The sequence below is a fragment of the Cellulomonas gilvus ATCC 13127 genome (genome assembly GCF_000218545.1).
Classification (GTDB): Bacteria; Actinomycetota; Actinomycetes; order Actinomycetales; family Cellulomonadaceae; genus Cellulomonas; species Cellulomonas gilvus.
Genome location: NC_015671.1, coordinates 1494193 through 1511997 on the forward strand (window position 1 = coordinate 1494193; position 17805 = coordinate 1511997).

Annotated in this window: 18 protein-coding genes, 1 tRNA gene, 1 other RNA gene and 1 pseudogene; 13 read left to right on the top strand and 8 right to left on the bottom strand. The window is 74.6% G+C overall.

Annotated elements, in window-relative coordinates; genetic code table 11:
* Nucleotides 1-21: 21 nt before the first annotated feature.
* The 7 genes from CELGI_RS06915 (at nt 22) to CELGI_RS06945 (ending at nt 6233) form a co-directional block, all read left to right on the top strand.
* A complete protein-coding gene (locus CELGI_RS06915) occupies nt 22-1188 on the top strand; it encodes a cystathionine gamma-synthase (protein WP_013883402.1) in 1167 nt (388 codons plus the stop codon).
* A gap of 70 nt (nt 1189-1258) precedes the next feature.
* Nucleotides 1259-1335 (top strand) — tRNA-Val (locus CELGI_RS06920).
* A gap of 133 nt (nt 1336-1468) precedes the next feature.
* Nucleotides 1469-2548 carry a GIY-YIG nuclease family protein gene (locus CELGI_RS06925; RefSeq protein WP_150104684.1) on the top strand — a complete coding sequence of 360 codons (1080 nt, stop codon included), beginning with the start codon at nt 1469-1471 and terminating at the stop codon, nt 2546-2548.
* A gap of 43 nt (nt 2549-2591) precedes the next feature.
* Nucleotides 2592-3416: an MOSC domain-containing protein gene (locus tag CELGI_RS06930; protein WP_013883404.1), complete on the top strand. Its 825-nt coding sequence runs from the start codon at nt 2592-2594 to the stop codon at nt 3414-3416.
* Nucleotides 3417-3503: 87 nt separating this feature from the next.
* The gene (locus tag CELGI_RS06935) at nt 3504-4709 is read left to right on the top strand and encodes a Nif3-like dinuclear metal center hexameric protein (protein ID WP_013883405.1); all 1206 of its coding nucleotides are present in this window, start codon (nt 3504-3506) and stop codon (nt 4707-4709) included.
* Between the two features lie 50 nt (nt 4710-4759).
* Entirely contained in the window at nt 4760-5497 is a 738-nt protein-coding gene (locus tag CELGI_RS06940) for a zinc ribbon domain-containing protein (protein WP_013883406.1), read from the top strand.
* 1 nt (nt 5498) lies between these two features.
* Nucleotides 5499-6233: a histidine phosphatase family protein gene (locus CELGI_RS06945; RefSeq protein ID WP_013883407.1), complete on the top strand. Its 735-nt coding sequence runs from the start codon at nt 5499-5501 to the stop codon at nt 6231-6233.
* A 6-nt stretch (nt 6234-6239) separates the two neighbouring features.
* Here the strand turns inward: CELGI_RS06945 and CELGI_RS06950 are convergent, their stop codons facing one another.
* Together CELGI_RS06950 and CELGI_RS06955 are read right to left on the bottom strand one after the other, a co-directional pair.
* Nucleotides 6240-7415: an SLC13 family permease gene (locus tag CELGI_RS06950; protein ID WP_013883408.1), complete on the bottom strand. Its 1176-nt coding sequence runs from the start codon at nt 7413-7415 to the stop codon at nt 6240-6242.
* Nucleotides 7412-8188: a YaaA family protein gene (locus CELGI_RS06955; protein ID WP_013883409.1), complete on the bottom strand. Its 777-nt coding sequence runs from the start codon at nt 8186-8188 to the stop codon at nt 7412-7414. Before CELGI_RS06955 ends, CELGI_RS06950 begins: the two co-directional genes overlap by 4 nt.
* Before the next feature lie 108 nt (nt 8189-8296).
* On the opposite strand from CELGI_RS06955, the gene CELGI_RS06960 reads away from it, so the two are divergent.
* From CELGI_RS06960 to CELGI_RS17760, 5 genes and pseudogenes are all read left to right on the top strand, one after another.
* Nucleotides 8297-8680 carry a tautomerase family protein gene (locus CELGI_RS06960; protein WP_041574136.1) on the top strand — a complete coding sequence of 128 codons (384 nt, stop codon included), beginning with the start codon at nt 8297-8299 and terminating at the stop codon, nt 8678-8680.
* A gap of 136 nt (nt 8681-8816) precedes the next feature.
* Nucleotides 8817-9213: RNase P RNA component class A (rnpB, locus tag CELGI_RS16670), an RNA gene on the top strand.
* A 95-nt stretch (nt 9214-9308) separates the two neighbouring features.
* Nucleotides 9309-9944, top strand: coding sequence for a hypothetical protein (locus tag CELGI_RS06965; RefSeq protein WP_150104685.1), 636 nt, complete (start codon nt 9309-9311; stop codon nt 9942-9944).
* A gap of 71 nt (nt 9945-10015) precedes the next feature.
* Nucleotides 10016-10744, top strand: a complete 729-nt coding sequence (locus tag CELGI_RS06970; protein ID WP_013883412.1) for a YcnI family copper-binding membrane protein — start codon at nt 10016-10018, stop codon at nt 10742-10744.
* A gap of 31 nt (nt 10745-10775) precedes the next feature.
* A pseudogene (locus CELGI_RS17760) lies at nt 10776-11126 on the top strand (copper resistance CopC family protein); the annotation flags it as partial.
* A gap of 117 nt (nt 11127-11243) precedes the next feature.
* On the opposite strand, the gene CELGI_RS06980 reads toward CELGI_RS17760, so the two are convergent.
* The 4 genes from CELGI_RS06980 to map all read right to left on the bottom strand — a co-directional run bounded on the left by CELGI_RS06980 (nt 11244) and on the right by map (nt 14875).
* Nucleotides 11244-12359 (bottom strand): DUF817 domain-containing protein, encoded by a 1116-nt coding sequence (locus tag CELGI_RS06980; RefSeq protein ID WP_013883414.1) that lies wholly within the window; start codon nt 12357-12359, stop codon nt 11244-11246.
* Nucleotides 12360-12438: 79 nt separating this feature from the next.
* Nucleotides 12439-13245 carry an MBL fold metallo-hydrolase gene (locus tag CELGI_RS06985; protein WP_013883415.1) on the bottom strand — a complete coding sequence of 269 codons (807 nt, stop codon included), beginning with the start codon at nt 13243-13245 and terminating at the stop codon, nt 12439-12441.
* Between the two features lie 14 nt (nt 13246-13259).
* The gene (gene ppgK / locus CELGI_RS06990) at nt 13260-14015 is read right to left on the bottom strand and encodes a polyphosphate--glucose phosphotransferase (protein WP_013883416.1); all 756 of its coding nucleotides are present in this window, start codon (nt 14013-14015) and stop codon (nt 13260-13262) included.
* Entirely contained in the window at nt 14012-14875 is an 864-nt protein-coding gene (gene map, locus CELGI_RS06995) for a type I methionyl aminopeptidase (protein ID WP_013883417.1), read from the bottom strand. Before map ends, ppgK begins: the two co-directional genes overlap by 4 nt.
* A gap of 90 nt (nt 14876-14965) precedes the next feature.
* Here map and CELGI_RS17080 point away from each other — a divergent pair, with 90 nt between their 5' ends.
* On the top strand, nt 14966-15142 hold the full coding sequence (locus tag CELGI_RS17080) for a hypothetical protein (protein WP_013883418.1): 177 nt from the start codon (nt 14966-14968) through the stop codon (nt 15140-15142).
* Between the two features lie 18 nt (nt 15143-15160).
* Here CELGI_RS17080 and panB read toward each other — a convergent pair whose 3' ends face one another.
* Nucleotides 15161-15973 (bottom strand): 3-methyl-2-oxobutanoate hydroxymethyltransferase, encoded by an 813-nt coding sequence (gene panB, locus CELGI_RS07000; RefSeq protein WP_013883419.1) that lies wholly within the window; start codon nt 15971-15973, stop codon nt 15161-15163.
* Between the two features lie 61 nt (nt 15974-16034).
* Nucleotides 16035-17783, bottom strand: a complete 1749-nt coding sequence (locus CELGI_RS07005; RefSeq protein ID WP_013883420.1) for an NAD+ synthase — start codon at nt 17781-17783, stop codon at nt 16035-16037.
* Between the last annotated feature and the right edge of the window lie 22 nt (nt 17784-17805).

Genomic DNA, 17805 nt, shown 5'->3' on the forward strand with positions numbered 1-17805 from the left:
GCCCGACCGAGGAGCCCCCGCATGACGCACGCCCACGACCTGTCCGCCGCGGGGTTCGAGACGCTCGCGATCCGCGCGGGGCAGGACCCCGACCCGACCACGGGCGCGGTCATCCCGCCCGTGCACCTCAGCTCGACGTTCGTGCAGGACGGCATCGGCGGGCTGCGCGGCGGCTACGAGTACGGACGTGCGGGCAACCCGACGCGCACCGCGCTCGAGACGCAGCTCGCGACGCTCGAGGGCGGTGCGCACGGGCTGTCGTTCGCCTCGGGCCTGGCGGCCGAGGACGCGCTGCTGCGCGCGGTCCTGAAGCCCGGCGACGAGCTGCTCATCGGCGACGACGCGTACGGCGGCACGTACCGGCTCGTCTCGCGCGTGCTGGGAGCCTGGGGCGTGCGGCACCGCGTCGTGGACCTCACGAACCTCGACGCCGTACGCGCCGCGCTGCAGGAGTCCCGGCCGCGCCTGGTGTGGGCCGAGACGCCGAGCAACCCGTTCCTGCGCGTCACGGACATCGCGGCGCTCGCCGAGCTGGTGCACGCGCACGACGCGCTGCTCGTGGTCGACAACACGTTCGCGACGCCCGCGCTGCAGCGGCCCCTGCTGCTCGGTGCGGACGTCGTCGTGCACTCGACGACCAAGTACCTGGGCGGCCACTCCGACGTCGTCGGGGGAGCCGTCGTGCTGCGCGACGACACGTTCGCGGAGCAGGTGCGCTTCGTGCAGTTCGCCGCGGGCGCGGTGTCCGGGCCGCTCGACGCGTGGCTCACGACGCGCGGCATCAAGACGCTCGCCGTGCGCATGCAGCGGCACGGCGAGAACGCGCTCGCGGTGGCGCAGCGGCTCGTCGGCCACGCGGCCGTGACGCGCGTGCACTACCCGGGCCTGCCCGAGCACCCGGGCCACGCGATCGCCGCACGGCAGTCGAGCGGGTTCGGCGGCATCGTCACGGTCGAGCTCGCCGACGGCGGCGCCGCGCGCCGGTTCGCCGAGGCCACGCGGCTGTTCACGCTCGCCGAGTCGCTCGGTGGCGTCGAGTCGCTCGTCAACCACCCCGCGAGCATGACCCACGCCTCGGTGCGCGGCACGCCGCTCGAGGTCACCGAGTCGATCGTCCGGCTGTCGGTCGGGCTCGAGTCCGTCGGTGACCTCGTCGCGGACCTGGAGCAGGCGCTCGCGGCCGTCTGAGCGGCGCGGACGCGCGCCGGGCGGCCCGGTAGGCTGGGCCGCCGTCGGCCGCCCGGGTGCGCGTCGGCAGGGGCCTGTAGCTCAGCTGGTCAGAGCACCGCGCTTACACCGCGGGGGTCGTCGGTTCGAACCCGGCCGGGCCCACCACGCCGTGGCAGGGGTGTCCTGAGGCAGCAGCCATCGGCGGTGCACGCCGGTGGACCTCTGCTTGGCTAGACACACGGACTGAAGTGCTCGATGTCGGCATCATGGCAGCAGGCGGGCTGACATGATGACGCGCATGACTGCAGAGGGCGTCGCATTCGACGGCGGACGTTGGTACGTCTATGCATTGATCGACCCGATCATGTTCCGCAAGACTGGAAGCCACCTTCTGAGCGTCCTGTACGTCGGCAAGGGCACCAAGGACCGGGCCAACCAGCACGCACGTGACGAGCGCAAGGCCCTCGAGCGGGCTGCGGCGTCATTGCCGATGCACGGGTCGAAGTCGGAGCGGATCCGGTGGCTTCTGGGAAGCGGCGAGGACATCCCCGCTGTGACGCTCGCGTCGGGCTTTGTCGACGAGAATGACGCGTACCGAGCGGAGACACTCGCGATGGAGCTGATCAGCAGGCTCTTGGCGGCGCACGGTCTAGAACCGCTGGGCAACGCCGTGCCGGGGCACGGGCAGGCGTCTGGTATGCAGATCAGCGGGCAAGCGCACGAACTGGGTGGACCCAAGCGACCGGCCCTGAGCCCCGTTGCGGTCGACGGCGAGCCGACGTTCGAGTTGCGCTCGGTGAGGGAGTCTCTCTATGCATCTACGTCTCGTCGGGTCGACTGGCGATCCGCTCAGGTGGTTCGGAGGCCTTCGATTCTCGTCAAGGGAACTACCGAGGCGATGCCAAGCGGCAGCCATTCTCCGCTCCCGCGGGAGGCACTTCCCCCCAGCCTGGCGGACGTCGCGCATCGCGTGACGCCTCGCGATATCGAGATCGCGGCAGGCTCCGAGTTCGTGAGGCGCGGGTACGACCCCGACGACCCCTGGACGGACCACGAGGCTCGCGAACGGGCCACGCGATACTGGCCTTTCGCGGCCACGACGGTTCGTGAGTGGCTGCTCGACGACGATCAAGGTCCCCTCGACCTCTTGCTCGCGGTGCCTGGGACGGGCGGAACCACGGTGCGGTATGCCTGGGAGGTCAACCGTGCTGCCGTGTTCGATTTCTATCCTGCTATCGGGCGATGGGGCATTCCGCTGGGTAGGGCGTTGCTCGACCACCCAGCTCGGGGCCTGTGTCTCGTGGAAGACCGTGAGGAGCGCAAGGGCGTACAGGTGCTGCTCAACCACGTCGCCGGGTGCAGGCTCCTGATTCCATGACGTCGTCGCGGGACGGCGTCGATCGCGAAGGACCGGAGGACGCATGACGGGTGCCGCCACCGGCTGGGTGGGCGCGTTGAGCGTGCGGCCCGTCAAGTCGCTGAGCGGCGTCGCGGTCGACCGTGTCGCCCTCGACGCGCTGGGCCCGCGTGGCGACCGGCGCTGGATGCTGGTGGACGGTGACGGCGAGACCGTAACGGCGCGCGAGGTGCCGACGATGCTCGGGATCACCGCGCGCGTGCTGCCGGGATCGATCGAGCTGGCGACGCGTGACGGAGCGCGGCTCGTCGTCGCCGAACCCGTGGACGGCCGACGCACCCCGGTGGGGCTGTCGCGGCTCGGCTGGGCGCTGGCGTGCCCGGGCGAGGTCGACGACTGGATCAGCGCGGTGCTGGGTCGGCCGGTGCGCCTGGTCTGGCTCGACGACCCGGCCCGGCGGTCGGTCTCACCCCGGCACGGGGGCCTGCCGGGAGATGCGCTGAGCCTCGCCGACGCGGGGCCGGTGCACCTGACCACGACCTCGTCGCTCGATGCGCTCAACCGGTGGCTCGCCGAGGAGCAGGGGCACCCGCCGCTGCCGATGGAGCGGTTCCGGCCGACGCTCGTCGTCGACGGCCCGCTCGAGCCGTTCGAGGAGGACGGCTGGACGCGGGTGCGCGTCGGTGACGTGACGCTGCGGTTCGCCGAGCGCTGCGACCGCTGCGTCATGACGACCATCGACCTGGACTCGCTGCGCACCACCAAGGAACCCACGCGGACGCTCGCGCGGCACCGCCGTGACGAGGGCAAGGTGTGGTTCGGGATCCGCCTGGTGCCGCAGGCGCCGGGTGAGCTGGTGGTCGGGGCGCCCGTGGTGCCGCTCGGCTGAGCCGCGTCGGTAGCATCGGGCGGCGGCGCGCCGTGGGACCGCGAGCCCTGCGCGGACCGCGTGGACGTCGACGAAGGGTGCGGGCAGATGGCGCAGCGTGCTGAGGCCGGGACGGCGACGTTGGCGGACGTCGTGCGTGTCCTCGAGCGGCGCTACCCGCCGGGCACCGCGGAGTCGTGGGACGCCGTCGGTCTCGTCGCGGGCGACCCCGCGGCACCCGTGCGCCGCGTCCTGCTCGCGGTGGACCCGGTGGCCGACGTGGTCGACGAGGCGCTCGACTGGGGAGCGGACCTCGTCGTGACGCACCATCCGCTGCTGCTGCGGGGCGTGCACTCGATGGCCGCCACCACGTTCAAGGGAGCGCTGCTGCACCGGCTGGTGCGCGGCGGGTGCGGGCTGTTCGCCGCGCACACGAATGCCGACGCCGCCACGCGGGGCGTCGCGGACGCACTGGCGGGCGCGCTCGGCCTGGTCGACGTCGCCCCGCTGGTCGCCGAACCGGGACCGGCGCTCGACAAGCACGTCGTGCTCGTGCCCGTCGCCGCGGCGGGCGCCGTGGTCGACGCGATGTCCGCCGCGGGCGCGGGGGCGCTCGGGGACTACGCGCGGTGCGCGTGGACCACCACGGGCGAGGGCACGTTCGAGCCGCAGCCGGGCGCGGAGCCCGCGATCGGAGCGGTGGGCGAGCGCACGGTCGTCGTCGAGGCCCGGGTCGAGATGGTCGCGCCGCGCGCGCGGCGGGCCGCGGTCGTCGCGGCGGTGCGGGACGCGCACCCGTACGAGGAGCCCGCGTTCGACGTGCTCGAGCTCGCGCGCGAGGCCGGGCCCACCGGCACGGGCCGGGTGGGCCGGCTCGCCGAGCCGACGACGCTGCGCGGTCTCGCGCAGCGAGCGGCCGACGCGACGCCCGCGACCGTGCAGGGTGTGCGGTTCGCGGGTGACCCGGACGGCCGCGTCGAGCGGGTCGCGGTGTGCGGCGGATCGGGTGACGGCTTCTTCGACGCGGTGCGCGCCAGCGGCGCGGATGCCTACGTGACCGCGGACCTGCGACACCACCCGGTCTCGGAGCTCCGGGAGCGCGCGGAGTTCGAGGCCGCACGCTCGGGTGGACCCGCGACCCCGTATCTCGTCGACCTCGCGCACTACGCGTCCGAGTGGCCGTGGCTCACGCTCGCGGCGCAGGACCTGACGGCGGACCTGGCCGCGCTGGGCACTACGGTGGAGACCCGCGTGAGCGTGCGCCGCACCGACCCCTGGACGGGCCGGGCGGACCGCGCCGACGCCCACATCTGAAGACGCCGAACCAGCCACCGCCCCACCGGGCGCGTGCCGGAAGGACCCCCGTGCCGAACGCCCCCGCAGCGGACCAGCGACGACTCCTCGACGTGCAGGCGCTCGACACGCGCCTCGACCAGATCGCGCACCGCCGCCGCACGCTCCCGGAGCTCGCACGGATCGCGGAGCTCGACGCGCAGCTCGCCGACCTGCACACCGCGCTCGTCACGTCGCAGACGGCCGTCACGGACCTGCGGCGCGAGCTCGCCAAGGCCGAGGCCGACGTCCAGCAGGTGCGCGACCGCGCCGCACGCGACCAGGCCCGGCTCGACAGCGGGCAGGGCAGCCCCAAGGACCTGCAGGCCCTCCAGCACGAGCTCGAGTCGCTCGCCAGACGGCAGGGCGACCTCGAGGAGGTCGAGCTCGAGGTCATGGAGCGGCTCGACGCGCACGAGGGCACGCTGACCGAGGTGACGTCGGCGCACGCGCAGCTGGTCGCGAGCAAGACCGGGGTCGAGGCGGAGCGGGACGCGGCGCTCGCGCAGCTCGACGCGGAGGCCGAGCAGGTCCGCGCCGACCGCGCGGCCCGCGCCGGGGGCCTCGACGCGGGCCTGGTGACGCTGTACGACCGTCTGCGGGGCCAGCTCGGCACGGGCGCCGCGGCGCTGCGGGGCCGGCGCTGCGAGGGCTGCCGGCTCGAGCTCAACCCGCTCGACCTGGACGGCATCAAGGCCAAGGGACCGGACGTCGTCGTCCGGTGCGAGGAGTGCGGCCGCATCCTGGTCCGCCTGCCCGAGGGGGAGTGACATGACGGACCGCACGCCCACGAGCGCGCCGGACCCCGGGACCGGTCGCGTGCCGCGGCCCTCGGGTGCGGGTGTGCGGTTCGACGACGACCAGCCGGTCACCGTGGTGCTGGTGCGCCACGGCGAGACCGCGATGACGGTGGCGCGCGGGTACTCCGGCTCGAGCGTGCCCGGCCCGCCCCTCGACGAGCGCGGCCGCGAGCAGGCGCGGGCCGCCGCGGCGCTCGTCGAACGCGTGGGACGCGACCTGTGGGGCGACATCGCGTACCCCAGCGAGGTCCTCGCCTCGCCGATGGTGCGGACGCAGGAGACCGCGGCGATCGTCGCCGAGCGGCTGGGCCTGCGCGTGCAGACCGAGGACCGGGTCAAGGAGGCCGACTTCGGGCAGTGGCAGGGGTTCACCGCCGAGCAGATCGAGGAGCGGTGGCCGGGCCAGCTGGAGCCGTGGCACACGCGCGCGGACCTGCGGCCGCCGGGCGGGGAGTCCATCGTCGACGTGGGTGAGCGGCTCGCGGCGGTGTTCGACGACCTGCTCGCGGGTGCCCGCGGGCGCACGGTTGTCGTGGTCTCGCACGCCGTGGCCATCCGCGCGGCCCTCGGCGTCGCGATGGGCGCCAACCCGGGTTCGTGGAGCCAGCTGCGCGTCGCCCCGGCGTCGGTGAGCATCGTGCGCCTGTTCGCCGACCGCCGGCACGAGATCGCGGTCGCTGGTGCGCCGAGCGACGGCTGGGCGTGACGCGCGTCAGGCCGTGACGAGCAGCGCCGTGGTCGCGAGCACGAGCGTCACGGGCGCCAGGAGGAGGCCCTGCCGCACGATCGTGCGTGCGGGGACGTCGAGCAGCAGCTGACGGCAGCGCTGCCACCACAGCACGGTCGCGAGCGAGCCCCACGGGGTGAGCAGGGGCGCGACCCCGGTGCCGATGAGCAGCGCCGCGATGCGCTGCGGCTCGCCCGCGGTCGCGGGGTCGAGCGCCAGGTAGGCCGGCAGGTTGTTGACCGCGTTGGCCGTCAGCGCGCCGACCGCGGCCAGGCGCAGCAGTGCGCCCGGTCCGTCGCCCTCGCCCGCCGCCGCGTGCAGGACGGTGCCGAAGCCGTGCGCGTGCGCGGCCGCGACGACCACGAACAGCGCACCGACGACGACGAGCGTCCGCCACGGGACGAGGTCCGCGGCGGTCACCGGGAGCGGGCGGCGCCGCACGAGCGTCACGGTGAGCAGCACGGCGGCGGCGAGGGACGCGGCGAGCGCGGGTTGGACGCCGACCAGGAACGCCAGGGCCATCGCGCCCACGACGAGCCCGGCGACGCGCAGGAGCACCCGGTCCGGCGCCACCGGTCCCGCGGGCGGCTCGCTGAACCGCCCGCGCAGTGCCGTGCGGTCCCGCACGGCGAGGACCGCGACCGTGACGAGCACCGAGACGAGCGCCGGCGCCCACATCAGGGCCAGGAAGTCGGCGCCCGCCCGGCGCAGGGCGTGGTCGGCCAGCAGGTTGGTGAGGTTCGAGACGGGCAGGACCAGCGAGGCCGTGTTCGACAGCGCGAGCACCGCGAGCGCGAACGGCAGCGGAGCGGTGCCGGTCCGGCGCGCGAGCGCGATGACCACGGGCGTGAGCAGCACCGCGGTGGTGTCCAGGGACAGCACGGCGGTGCTGAACGTCGCGAGGCCGACGACCAGGAGCCACAGCACCCAGCGGCGCCCGCGCGCGAGCCGGGCCGCGATCCCCGCGGCGGCGGCGAACAGCCCGGCCCCGGCGCACAGCTCGGCCACCACCGTCAGCGCCGCGACGAACACCAGCACGGGACCGGTGCGCTCGGCGAGCGCGACGGCGTCGTCCCGCGGGAGCCAGCCGGTGGCCAGGGCCAGCACCGACACGACGAGCGCGAGCGCCCACCAGGGCCGGCGGCGGCGTCGCTCGGTCACGCCACCACGAGCGTGAGCGTGCGGGCGCCCCGCGCGGGACGTGGTGCGAGCTCGACGGCCAGCAGCGCGGAGCCGACGAGCTCGTGCGCCGCGTCCGCGAGCCCCTCGGCGTCGGCCGGTGGCTGTGCGCGCCGCGTCAGGAGGTGCCGTGTGAGGACGCCGCGCGCGTGCTTGGCATTGTGCGAGACCACCGAGCGTCGTCCCGCGAGCTCGCGCTCGACGCGGACGGTCACCCACTCCGCTCTCACCGGGCGCCACATCGCCACATAGTCGGCCGAGCGGGCGTCCACGACGAGCCCGCCCGCCGCCTGCTCGTCGAGCACGTCGCCCAGGTGCGTGCGCCACAGCGCACCGAGCGGACCCACCCCGGGCAGGTCGACGCCGCCCGAGAGCCGGTAGGCGGGGATGACGTCCTGCGGCGTCACGACGCCCCACAGTCCGGAGAAGATCCGCACGCTGCGCTCGGCGCGTGCCCGCTGCGCGGGCGTGAGGTGCGCGAGGCAGGCCGCGGTGTGCAGCACTCCGGTGTAGACGGAGCGCGCGGGTGCGGCCGGTGCGTCACGGAGGCCGACGTTGCGCGCGACCTCGTCGGCCAGGCCCGCGGACACGTGCAGCACGTCCGCCGCGTCCGGACGCGCGCTCACCTCGACCAGCGCGTCGAGCACCTTGGCCCGGACCGGCGACAGCGCGGGGCAGGAGAGCGCGTCGAGGTCGACCGGGCGACCGCGCCGCGGCGGGGTCTTGCCCTCGGACGGGGGCAGCAGCACGAGCACCGGACGACTGTAGGCCCGCGGCGCGGCCCGCGCGCTGGACGCGGGCGGCCGCGCGATGAGGCGTGCGCCACGATGACCCGGACGGACGGTTCGAGCGGGGGAGCGCGCGTGGCACAGGTGAAGATCTACGGCCGACGGTCCGTGTGGGCGCCGCGACGGGGCGCGCTGTCCGACGCGGTCCATGCCGCGCTCGTCGGCGCGTGGGGCCTGCCCGCGGACAAGCGGTTCCACCGGTTCCTGCTGCTGGACGACGAGGACCTGGTGGCACCGCGCTCGCCGGACTACCTCGTGATCGAGGTGGTGTGCTTCACCGGCCGGAGCCCGGAGGCGAAGCGCGCGCTCCTGACCGCGTTCTTCACCGACGTCGCACCCGCGGTCGGGCTCGCACCCGACGACCTCGAGATCGTGATCCTCGAGAGCCCGCCCGAGCACTGGGGCATCCGCGGCGTCGCGGGCGACGAGCTCGCACTGAGCTACCGGGTCGACGTGTAGGCCGACGGGACCGGCCTACGCCTGCATCGCTGCGCGCTGGGCCGGTGTGGAGAGCAGCAGGGCACGACGAGACCCAGGCCGTCACGCTGGCCACGGGCACGGACACCCCGTGGACGGCTAGGATCGACCACGCGGATGAGTCAGTCAGGCGGCCGCGTCGGCATCTCCTTCGGGCGGTGCCGCCGAGGAACGTCCGGGCTCCGCAGGGCAGGGTGGTGGGTAACACCCACCCGGGGTGACCCGCGGGACAGTGCCACAGAGAACAGACCGCCACGGCCGACCGGTTCGCCGGACGGACGCGGTAAGGGTGAAACGGTGGTGCAAGAGACCACCAGCGCACCGGGTGACCGGTGCGGCTAGGTAAACCCCACCCGGAGCAAGACCAGACAGGGAGCGTCCGAGGGCTGCCCGCCCGAGCTCCCGGGTAGGTCGCTGGAGGCGTGCGGCAACGTACGTCGTAGATGGATGGCCGCCACCCGTGCGGGGGCAACCGCGCACGGGGACAGAACCCGGCGTACCGACTGACTCATCCGCTCCGACCCGTGCGACGCACCGGGCGACGAGCGTCACAGCTCCCGTCCCGTGCACGGGTATGCCGGTGTCCGGGGCGGTCGCTACCGTGAGCGGCGTGAACCGGCCGACCACGGGTGCCGCGCGGCTGCTGCGTGCCGCGCTGCTGTCGTCGCTGGTGGTCGCGCTCGCGGCGGGAGCGCATGCGCTCGCGGGTGGCACGGTCCCGCCCGTGCTCGCGCTCGCGGGCCTCGCGGCACTGGTGCTGCCCGTCGCCGTCGTGGTGACGGCCCACCGGGTGCGGACGGCCGCCGCCCTGGCCGTGCTGGGTGCCGGCCAGGTCGCGCTGCACGCGGCCTTCGGGCTGACGGAGCGGTGCGGGGCCGTCCTCGGTGGGCACGCGCCCCGCGGCGTGGGGTCGCACGCCGGTCACGTCGTCGCCTCGTCGGCGGACGCGTGCGTCTCGCACGTCGGCGCGCATGCCTCCGGCGCGGTTATCGCGGCGCACGCCGGCGCGACCGTCGTGACCGCGTTGCTCGTCGCGGGCGCGGAGCGTGGGTGGTGGCGCGTGCTCGCGTACCTGGCTCCGCTGCTGCGGCCCGCGCGGCCCGTCGCCGGCCCCGTCGTCGCGCGCCCGGTGGTCGTGTCCGCGCTCGCGGCGCCGCCTGCCGCGCTGCACCTGCGGGTGCCGCCGCCGCGCCGCGGGCCTCCCGTGCTCGGGTCCCTCCCTCGCCCCCTCGTGCGCGCCGCCTGACCACCTCCAGGGTCGGGTCGCCTGGCGCGTCCCTTCCCCGTGCCGGTTGCCGGCCCATGTCAGGAGCTCTCATGTCGAAGTCTCCGCGCGCTCTCGCGCGGCTCATCTCCACCGGCGTCGCGGCGGCCGCGCTCGTCGTCGTCCCCGCGATCGGTGCCTCCGCGCACGTGCGCGTCGTGCCCGAGAGCACGGCCGCCGGGTCCTGGACCGCGCTCACCTTCCGGGTTCCCACCGAGTCCGAGACGGCCTCCACCACGGGCCTGGCCGTCGAGCTGCCCACCGCGACACCGTTCCTGCACGTCTCGGTGCGGCCCGTCCCCGGCTGGTCCGCGAGCGTCGAGGAGGGCGACCTGCCCGAGCCGGTCGAGATCGACGGCACCACCGTCACCAGGGCGCCCCTGCGGGTGGTGTGGACCGCGACGGGTGACGCCGCGGTCGCCCCGGGGCAGTTCCAGGAGTTCGCGATCTCGGCCGGGCCGCTGCCCGACGAGGGGACAACCGTGGTCCTGCCCGCCGCGCAGACCTACTCCGACGGGACGGTGGTCCGGTGGGCGGACGTGCCTACCGGCGACGACGAGCCCGAGCACCCCGCGCCGGTGTTCGAGGTGACGGCCGCGGACGGCTCCGCCCACGGCGCAGGAGCAGATGAGCACGGCGCCGCGACGCCGGGCGCCACCGCGGCGCAGGGCTGGTCGGACCCGGTCGCGCGCGGCCTGGGCGCGGGAGCGCTGGTGCTGGGCGCTGCGGCCGTCATGCTGGCCCTGACCGGTCGCCGCCGCGCGGCCCGAGAGGAGCGCTGAGATGAGGGGTGCGGTGATGCGGGGTGCGGTGATGCGGCGCGTGGCCGCCGCGGGAGCCGCCGTGGCGACCGTGGCGGTCCTCCTGCTGACGGGGACCACGGCGGCGCACGCGCACGACGTGCTCGTCGCGACCGACCCCGCCGACGGCTCGACGGTGACGACCGTGCCCGACGCGGTGACGCTGACGTTCTCGGCGCCGGCGCTCGCGCTCGGGACGCAGGTGGTGGTGCGGACCCCGGACGGCCGGGACGTCGCCGACGGTGACGTGGTGATCGTCGACGCGACCGTCACCCAGACGATCGCCGACGTCCCCCTGCCCGCGGGCACCTACGTGGTCGAGTGGCGTGTCACCTCCTCGGACGGGCACACGATCGACGGCACGTTCTCGTTCGACGCGCGGGAGGCCGCGGGTCCGACGCCCACCCCGAGCGCGACCCCGGAGCCGTCGGCGAGCCCCGCGCCGACCAGCACGGCCTCGGCCGGCACCACGGCGAGCGCGTCAGCGACGGCTCGGCCGACGATCGACCCCGGGCCCCGCGGGGGCGGGCCTGCGGCGTTCGTCGTCGGGGGGGTCCTGCTCGTGCTGCTCGGCGCCGTGGTCGCCGTGGTCGTCTCCGCCGCCCGACGACGCGACCGCTGACACCGCCGCGTCACGCGTGCCGCGCGCCTCCAGGAGCGCGCGCGGCACGCGTGACGCCGCGGCGTGCCAGGGCGCGTCGGGTGCACGTGGCGGGTGCACCCAGGTCACCAGCACCACGGAGATGATCATCAGCAGGAACCAGGCCGCGAGCTTCTGGACCGAGACGGGGTGCCAGCCGTCCGCCTGGGCGGGGTACAGCCACGCGCCGGCCCGCGTGGCGAGGTTCTCGGCGAGCCAGATGAACGTCGCCACCAGCACGAACGCGACGACCACCGGCATGCGCCGCACGCGGTGCAGCACCCGGAAGTGCATGACCGACCGGCCGAACACCACGAGCACGGCCGCGACGAGCACCCACCGCGCGTCGGCCACCCAGTGGTGCGTGAAGAAGTTGGCGTAGATCGCCGCCGCGAGCACCGCGGTGACCCAGCGCCGCGGGTAGCGGTCGAACCGCAGGTCGAAGATCCGCATGACGCGCACCAGGTAGGAGCCGACGGCCGCGTACATGAACCCGGAGAACAGGGGCACCGCGCCGATGCGCAGCACGCCGTCGGCGGCGTAGGCCCACGAGCCGACGTCGGTCTTGAACAGCTCCATGACGGTCCCGACGACGTGGAACGTCAGGACCACGCGCAGCTCACGGACCGTCTCGAGGCGCGTGACCAGCATGAGGACCTGGATCGCGATCGCCACGAGCGTGAGGGCGTCGTTGCGCGCGAGCGGTGCGTCATCCGGGTACCAGAGCCGCGAGGCCAGGATCGCCGCGAGCATGAGGGCACCGAACAGGCACGCCCACGCCTGCTTGAGCCCGAACACGACCAGCTCGACGAACGCCGCGCGGTGCCCGTCGGTGCGCAGCCGCGCCAGCCGGTGCAGCGCGGCCGCGTCGATGCGCTGCTCGACGCTCGTGAAGCCGCGCTCGGCCGCGGACGCGACGCCGTGCAGGGGAGCCAGGAGTCGTCGTCGCAGCAGCACGTGCCCAGCCCAGCACCTCGGGGCACGCTCGCGGGCCGGGTTCGTGTGAGCGTTCCGCGCAGGCTCTGCGCAGGAGTGCTCAGCGGCCGCGCACGTGCGTGCGTTGGCGGGCGTCCTCGTCGCGCAGCCACCCCGCGCGTGCGCGGGGGTCCGGCGTGGCGCCGTCGTCGAGCAGCGCGTGCAGGTAGGCGCGGTCGGCGGCGACGCGGGCGGCGAGGTCGCCGGGGCTGCCGTGCCCGGGCACGACGAGGTCCGCGCGGGTCGCGGCGAGCGCGTCGAGCACCGCGTGGTGCTCAGTCAGCGGGTCGGCGCGCTCGAGCGCGAGCAGCGGGATCTCGACGTCGGAGAGCAGGTCGCCCGCGACCACCACCCCCGCCCCCGGCAGCCACAGCGCGCTCGAGCCCGCCGCATGCGCGTCGTGCACCAGCACGCGCACCACCGGGCCCGGCCAGTCGAGCGCGACCCACCCGTCACGGTGCGTCGCGCCCCGGGGGAACGTGCGCGGCGCTGGAGCGATGCGTGCCGGGCGGTCACCGCGCCGCGAGGTCAGCACGCGCGCGAGCTCGGCGTCCTCGTCGCGCTGCCGCGCGAGGTCGGTGGACGCGACCGACGAGCCCGTGCCCGACCACCGGGGGCAGCCGTCGAACGGGTCGCCGTCGAGCCGGTGGTCCCAGTGGTCGTGCGTGGACCACACGGCCACGGGGCGCAGACCCGCGTGCCGGAGAGCGGCGCCGATCGCGTCGACCTCGTCGGCGGTGACACCCGGGTCCACCACCAGGCACGCGCCGTCGTCGCCGACCAGCACGGTCGTCGTCGTGGCGTACACCGCGCTCGTCGCGACGAGCACACCGGGCGCGACGTCGACGAGGGACGGGGCCCGCTCCACGCGCGCCGGGTCGCTCAGTGCCGCGCGGCCAGTGCGGCGGCGCCGACGATGCCGGCCGCGTTGCGGAGCGCGGCGGGGACGATGCGCGTGCGCAGGTCCAGCAGCGGCAGGAACTTCTCGTGGTGCTTGCTCACGCCGCCGCCCACCACGAACAGGTCCGGCCAGAACAGGTTCTCGACCACGGAGAAGTACCGCTGCAGGCGCTGCGCCCACGCCTCGAAGTCGAGGCCGTCCCGGTCGCGTGCGGCGTCGGACGCGCGCGTCTCGGCGTCGTGCCCGTCGATCTCCAGGTGCCCGAGCTCGGTGTTCGGCACCAGGTTGCCGTCGACCACGAGCGCGGAGCCGATGCCCGTGCCGAGCGTGACCACCAGCACCACGCCGTCGACGCCGCGGGCCGCGCCGTAGCGCGCCTCGGCGACGCCGGCCGCGTCGGCGTCGTTGACCGCGACGACGCTGCGACCGGTCGCCTCGGAGAACAGCGCCTGCGCGTCGGTGCCGATCCACGAGTCGTCGACGTTGGCCGCGGACTGCGCGACGCCGTGCAGCATCACGGCCGGGAACGTCACGCCGATCGGCACCTTCTTGTCGAGGTCGAACGAGTCGACGATCTGCGCGACCGTCTGCGCGACCGCGTCGGGGGTGGCCGGTTGCGGTGTCGGGATGCGCAGCCGGTCCGCGGCGAACTCACCCTTCTCCAGGTCGACGGGAGCGCCCTTGATGCCGCTGCCGCCGATGTCGATGCCGAACGCGAGGTGCGAGTGATGGCTCATGGCAGTGTCAGGATCTCCGCTCCGTCATCGGTGACCAGCAGGGTGTGCTCGAACTGTGCGCTGCGTCGTCCGTCGGCCGTCAGGACCGTCCAGTCGTCGTCCCACATGACCCAGTCGGGTGTGCCGAGGTTGAGCATGGGTTCGATGGTGAACACCATGCCCGCCTCGATGACCGTGTCGTACTGCGGTGCCGCGTCGTAGTGCGGGATGACCAGGCCGGTGTGGAACGCGGGGCCCACGCCGTGCCCGGTGTAGTCCCGCACCACGCCGTACCCGAATCGTGCGGCGTACTTCTCGATCACGCGACCGATGACGTTGACCTCGCGTCCCGGCCGCACGGCCTTGATCGCCCGGTCGAGCGCCTCCTTCGTCCGTTCGACGAGCAGGCGCGACTCCTCGTCCACGTCGCCGGCCAGGAACGTCGCGTTGTTGTCGCCGTGCACGCCCTCGACGTACGCGGTCACGTCGATGTTGACGATGTCGCCGTCCTGCACCACGGTCGAGTCCGGGATGCCGTGGCAGATGACCTCGTTGAGGCTGGTGCACAGCGACTTCGGGAAGCCGCGGTAGCCGAGCGTCGACGGGTACGCGCCGTGGTCCAGCAGGAACTCGTGACCGATGCGGTCGAGCTCGTCCGTGGTGACGCCCGGGACCACGTGCCGGCCGACCTCGGCGAGCGCCTGCGCACCGAGCCGCGCGGCGACGCGCACGCGCGCGATCGTCTCGTCGTCCAGGACGTCCGGGCCGCGGTACGGCGTGGGGCCCGGCTTGCCGACGTACTCGGGGCGGGCGATGGTGGCGGGGACGGCACGACGAGGGCTGATCGTGCCCGGGACGAGCGCGGAGCGGACGGGCGACATGCCTGGCAGTCTACGGACGGGCACGTCAGGGCCGACGGGACGCACCCGGGCCGCCGCCCGACGAGAGCACGGACGACCGAGGAGGCCACGGTGAGCGACGGCGACTACTGGTACAACACCGACACGGGCGAGGTCGAGCAGGGGCGCCGCAGCGACTGGAGCAAGGTCATGGGGCCCTACCCCTCACGCGAGGCGGCCACGCACGCGCTCGAGCAGGCCCGGGCCCGCACGCAGGCCTGGGACGAGGAGGACGCCGAGCGGCGCTGACACGCCCCCGGCGAGGACTCAGGACCGGAAGCTGTGCTCGTCGTCCGGGAACGTGCGTGCGCGGACCTCGTCGACGTACGCGGTCGCGGCCGCACGCAGGGCCGCGCCCACCTCGCCGAAGCGCTTGGCGAACCGCGGCGACCAGTCGCCCATGCCGGCCATGTCCACCCAGACCAGCACCTGACCGTCGCACTCGGTGCCCGCACCGATGCCGATCGTCGGGATCGCGACGATCTCCGTGACCCGGGCGGCGACCGGCGCGGGGACCATCTCGAGCACCACGGCGACGGCACCCGCGTCGGCGACCGCGACCGCGTCGGTGCTGAGCTCGGCCGCAGCCTCGTCGCCCCGGCCCTGCACGCGCGGGCCGCCCAGCAGGTTCTCCGACTGGGGCGTGTAGCCCAGGTGCCCGACGACGGGGATGCCCGCGTCCGTGAGCGCACGGATCTGCGCCGCGGAGCGCCGCCCGCCCTCGAGCTTGACCGCGTCCGCGCCCGTGGCCTTCATGATGCGGACCGCGGTCTCGAGCGCCTGCGTCGGCCCCGCCTCGTAGGAGCCGAACGGCAGGTCCACGACGACGAACGCCCGCTGCGCGGCACCGGCGACGGCGCGCGCGGCGGGGATCATGTCCTCGACCGTGACGGGCAGCGTGGTGCGGTGGCCGTGCATCGTGTTCCCGATCGAGTCGCCCACCAGCAGCATGTCGACGCCCGCGTCGTCGAAGATGCGCGCCGTGACCGCGTCGTACGCGGTGAGCATCGTGAGGCGCTCGCCGCGCGCCTTGGCGGCCTGCAGGTGGTGCACGCGCACGCGCTTGGCGGTCTCGGTCATCGTCGGCTCCAGTCGGTGGGGTCCATCGGGCGGGGACGGGTGGGCGCCGGGCCCGGGGTGCTCACGGCTCGCGCCAGCGGGACGTGATGGGCAGGCGACGGTCGCGGCCGAACGCGAGCGCGGTGACCTTGGGGCCTGGCGGGTACTGCCGCCGCTTCCACTCGGCGCGGTCCACGAGCTGCAGCACGCGGTCGACGACGGCGGGGTCGAAACCGCGGGCCAGGAGCTCGGCGCGGCCCTCGGCGTGCTCGACGTACGCGTCGAGCACCTCGTCGAGCAGCGCGTAGGGCGGCAGCGAGTCCTGGTCGAGCTGACCGGGCCGCAGCTCCGCGCTCGGCGGCTTGGTGATCGACGACTCGGGGATGGGCGGGATCTCGCCGCGGTCGATCGCGTGGTCGTTGCGCCACCGCGCGAGCGCCCACACGCGGGACTTGTCCACGTCCTTGAGCGGCGCGTACCCCCCGATGCTGCCCGCGTCGTAGATCGTCGCGTACCCGGTCGCGAGCTCGGACTTGTTCCCGGGCGCGATCACCAGGTGACCCTCGCGGTTGGAGATCGCCATGAGGATCATGCCGCGCACGCGCGCCTGCAGGTTCTCCTCGGCGACGCCCTCGAGCGCGAGCTCGCGCTGGAAGGCCTCGACCATGCCCGCGATCGGCTGGACGCGGTAGTCCGCACCGATCCGCTGCGCGAGGTCCGCGGCGTCGTCCTTGGAGTGGTCGGAGGAGAACGCCGACGGCATCGAGACGCCCACGACGTTCTCGCCGCCGATCGCGTCCGCCGCGATCACCGCCGTCAGGGCGGAGTCGATGCCGCCGGACAGGCCGAGCGTCACGGTGCGGAACCCGTTCTTGCGCACGTAGGCGCGCAGGCCCGCGACGACCGCGCGGTACGTCTCCTCGTCGGGGTGCAGCGGGGGAGCGACCGGGCCCCGCTGGGCGGGCTCACCCTCGTCGGCCAGGTCCCAGACCAGCAGGTGCTCGACGAGCTGCGGCGCGGACGCGAGCAGGCTCCCGTCGCGGTCGACGACGAACGAGCCCCCGTCGAACACGAGGTCGTCCTGGCCGCCGACGAGGTTGACGTACACGACGGGCGCATCCACCTCGGCCGCGCGGCGCGCGGCGAGCTCGGCGCGCACGTGCCCCTTGCCCTCCTCGAAGGGCGAGCCGTTGAGCACCACGAGCGCCGCGACCTCGCGCTCGTCCATGAGCGAGACCGGACCGCCGTCCTGCCAGATGTCCTCGCAGATCACCACGCCGATCCGGCGGTCGGCGACGTCGATCACGCAGATCTCGTCACCCGGCGCGAAGATCCGGAACTCGTCGAACACCCCGTAGTTCGGCAGGTGGTGCTTGGAGTAGCGCGTCTCGACGCGTCCGCCGCGCAGGAGCACGGCGTCGTTCGTCGGGCGCACCGCGTCGCGCGCCTCGGGGCGTCCCGCGACCACGTCGCCCACCAGCTCGGAGTCGGGCAGCGGCTCGGTGCCCGACTCACGCGGCGCCTCGGCCGCGTCGTCGGCCCCGGGACGGCGCCGGCGGGACGCGCGTTCACCGACCGACCCGACGAGCACCGCGACGTCACCCAGCCCGTCCGCGTCGAGGTCGCGCGCGAGCTGCTCGAGCGTCTCCTGCGCGGCGCGGCGGAACGACGCGCGCAGCGCGAGGTCCTCGATCGGGTAGCCCGTCAGTGTCATCTCCGGGAAGACGACCAGCTGCGCGCCGGTCTGCGCCGCGCGCCGCGTCCACTCCAGCACCGCGGACGCGTTCCCCGCCAGGTCCCCGACGCACGTGTCGATCTGCGCCGCCGCCATCCTCACCCGAGCCACCCCCCGA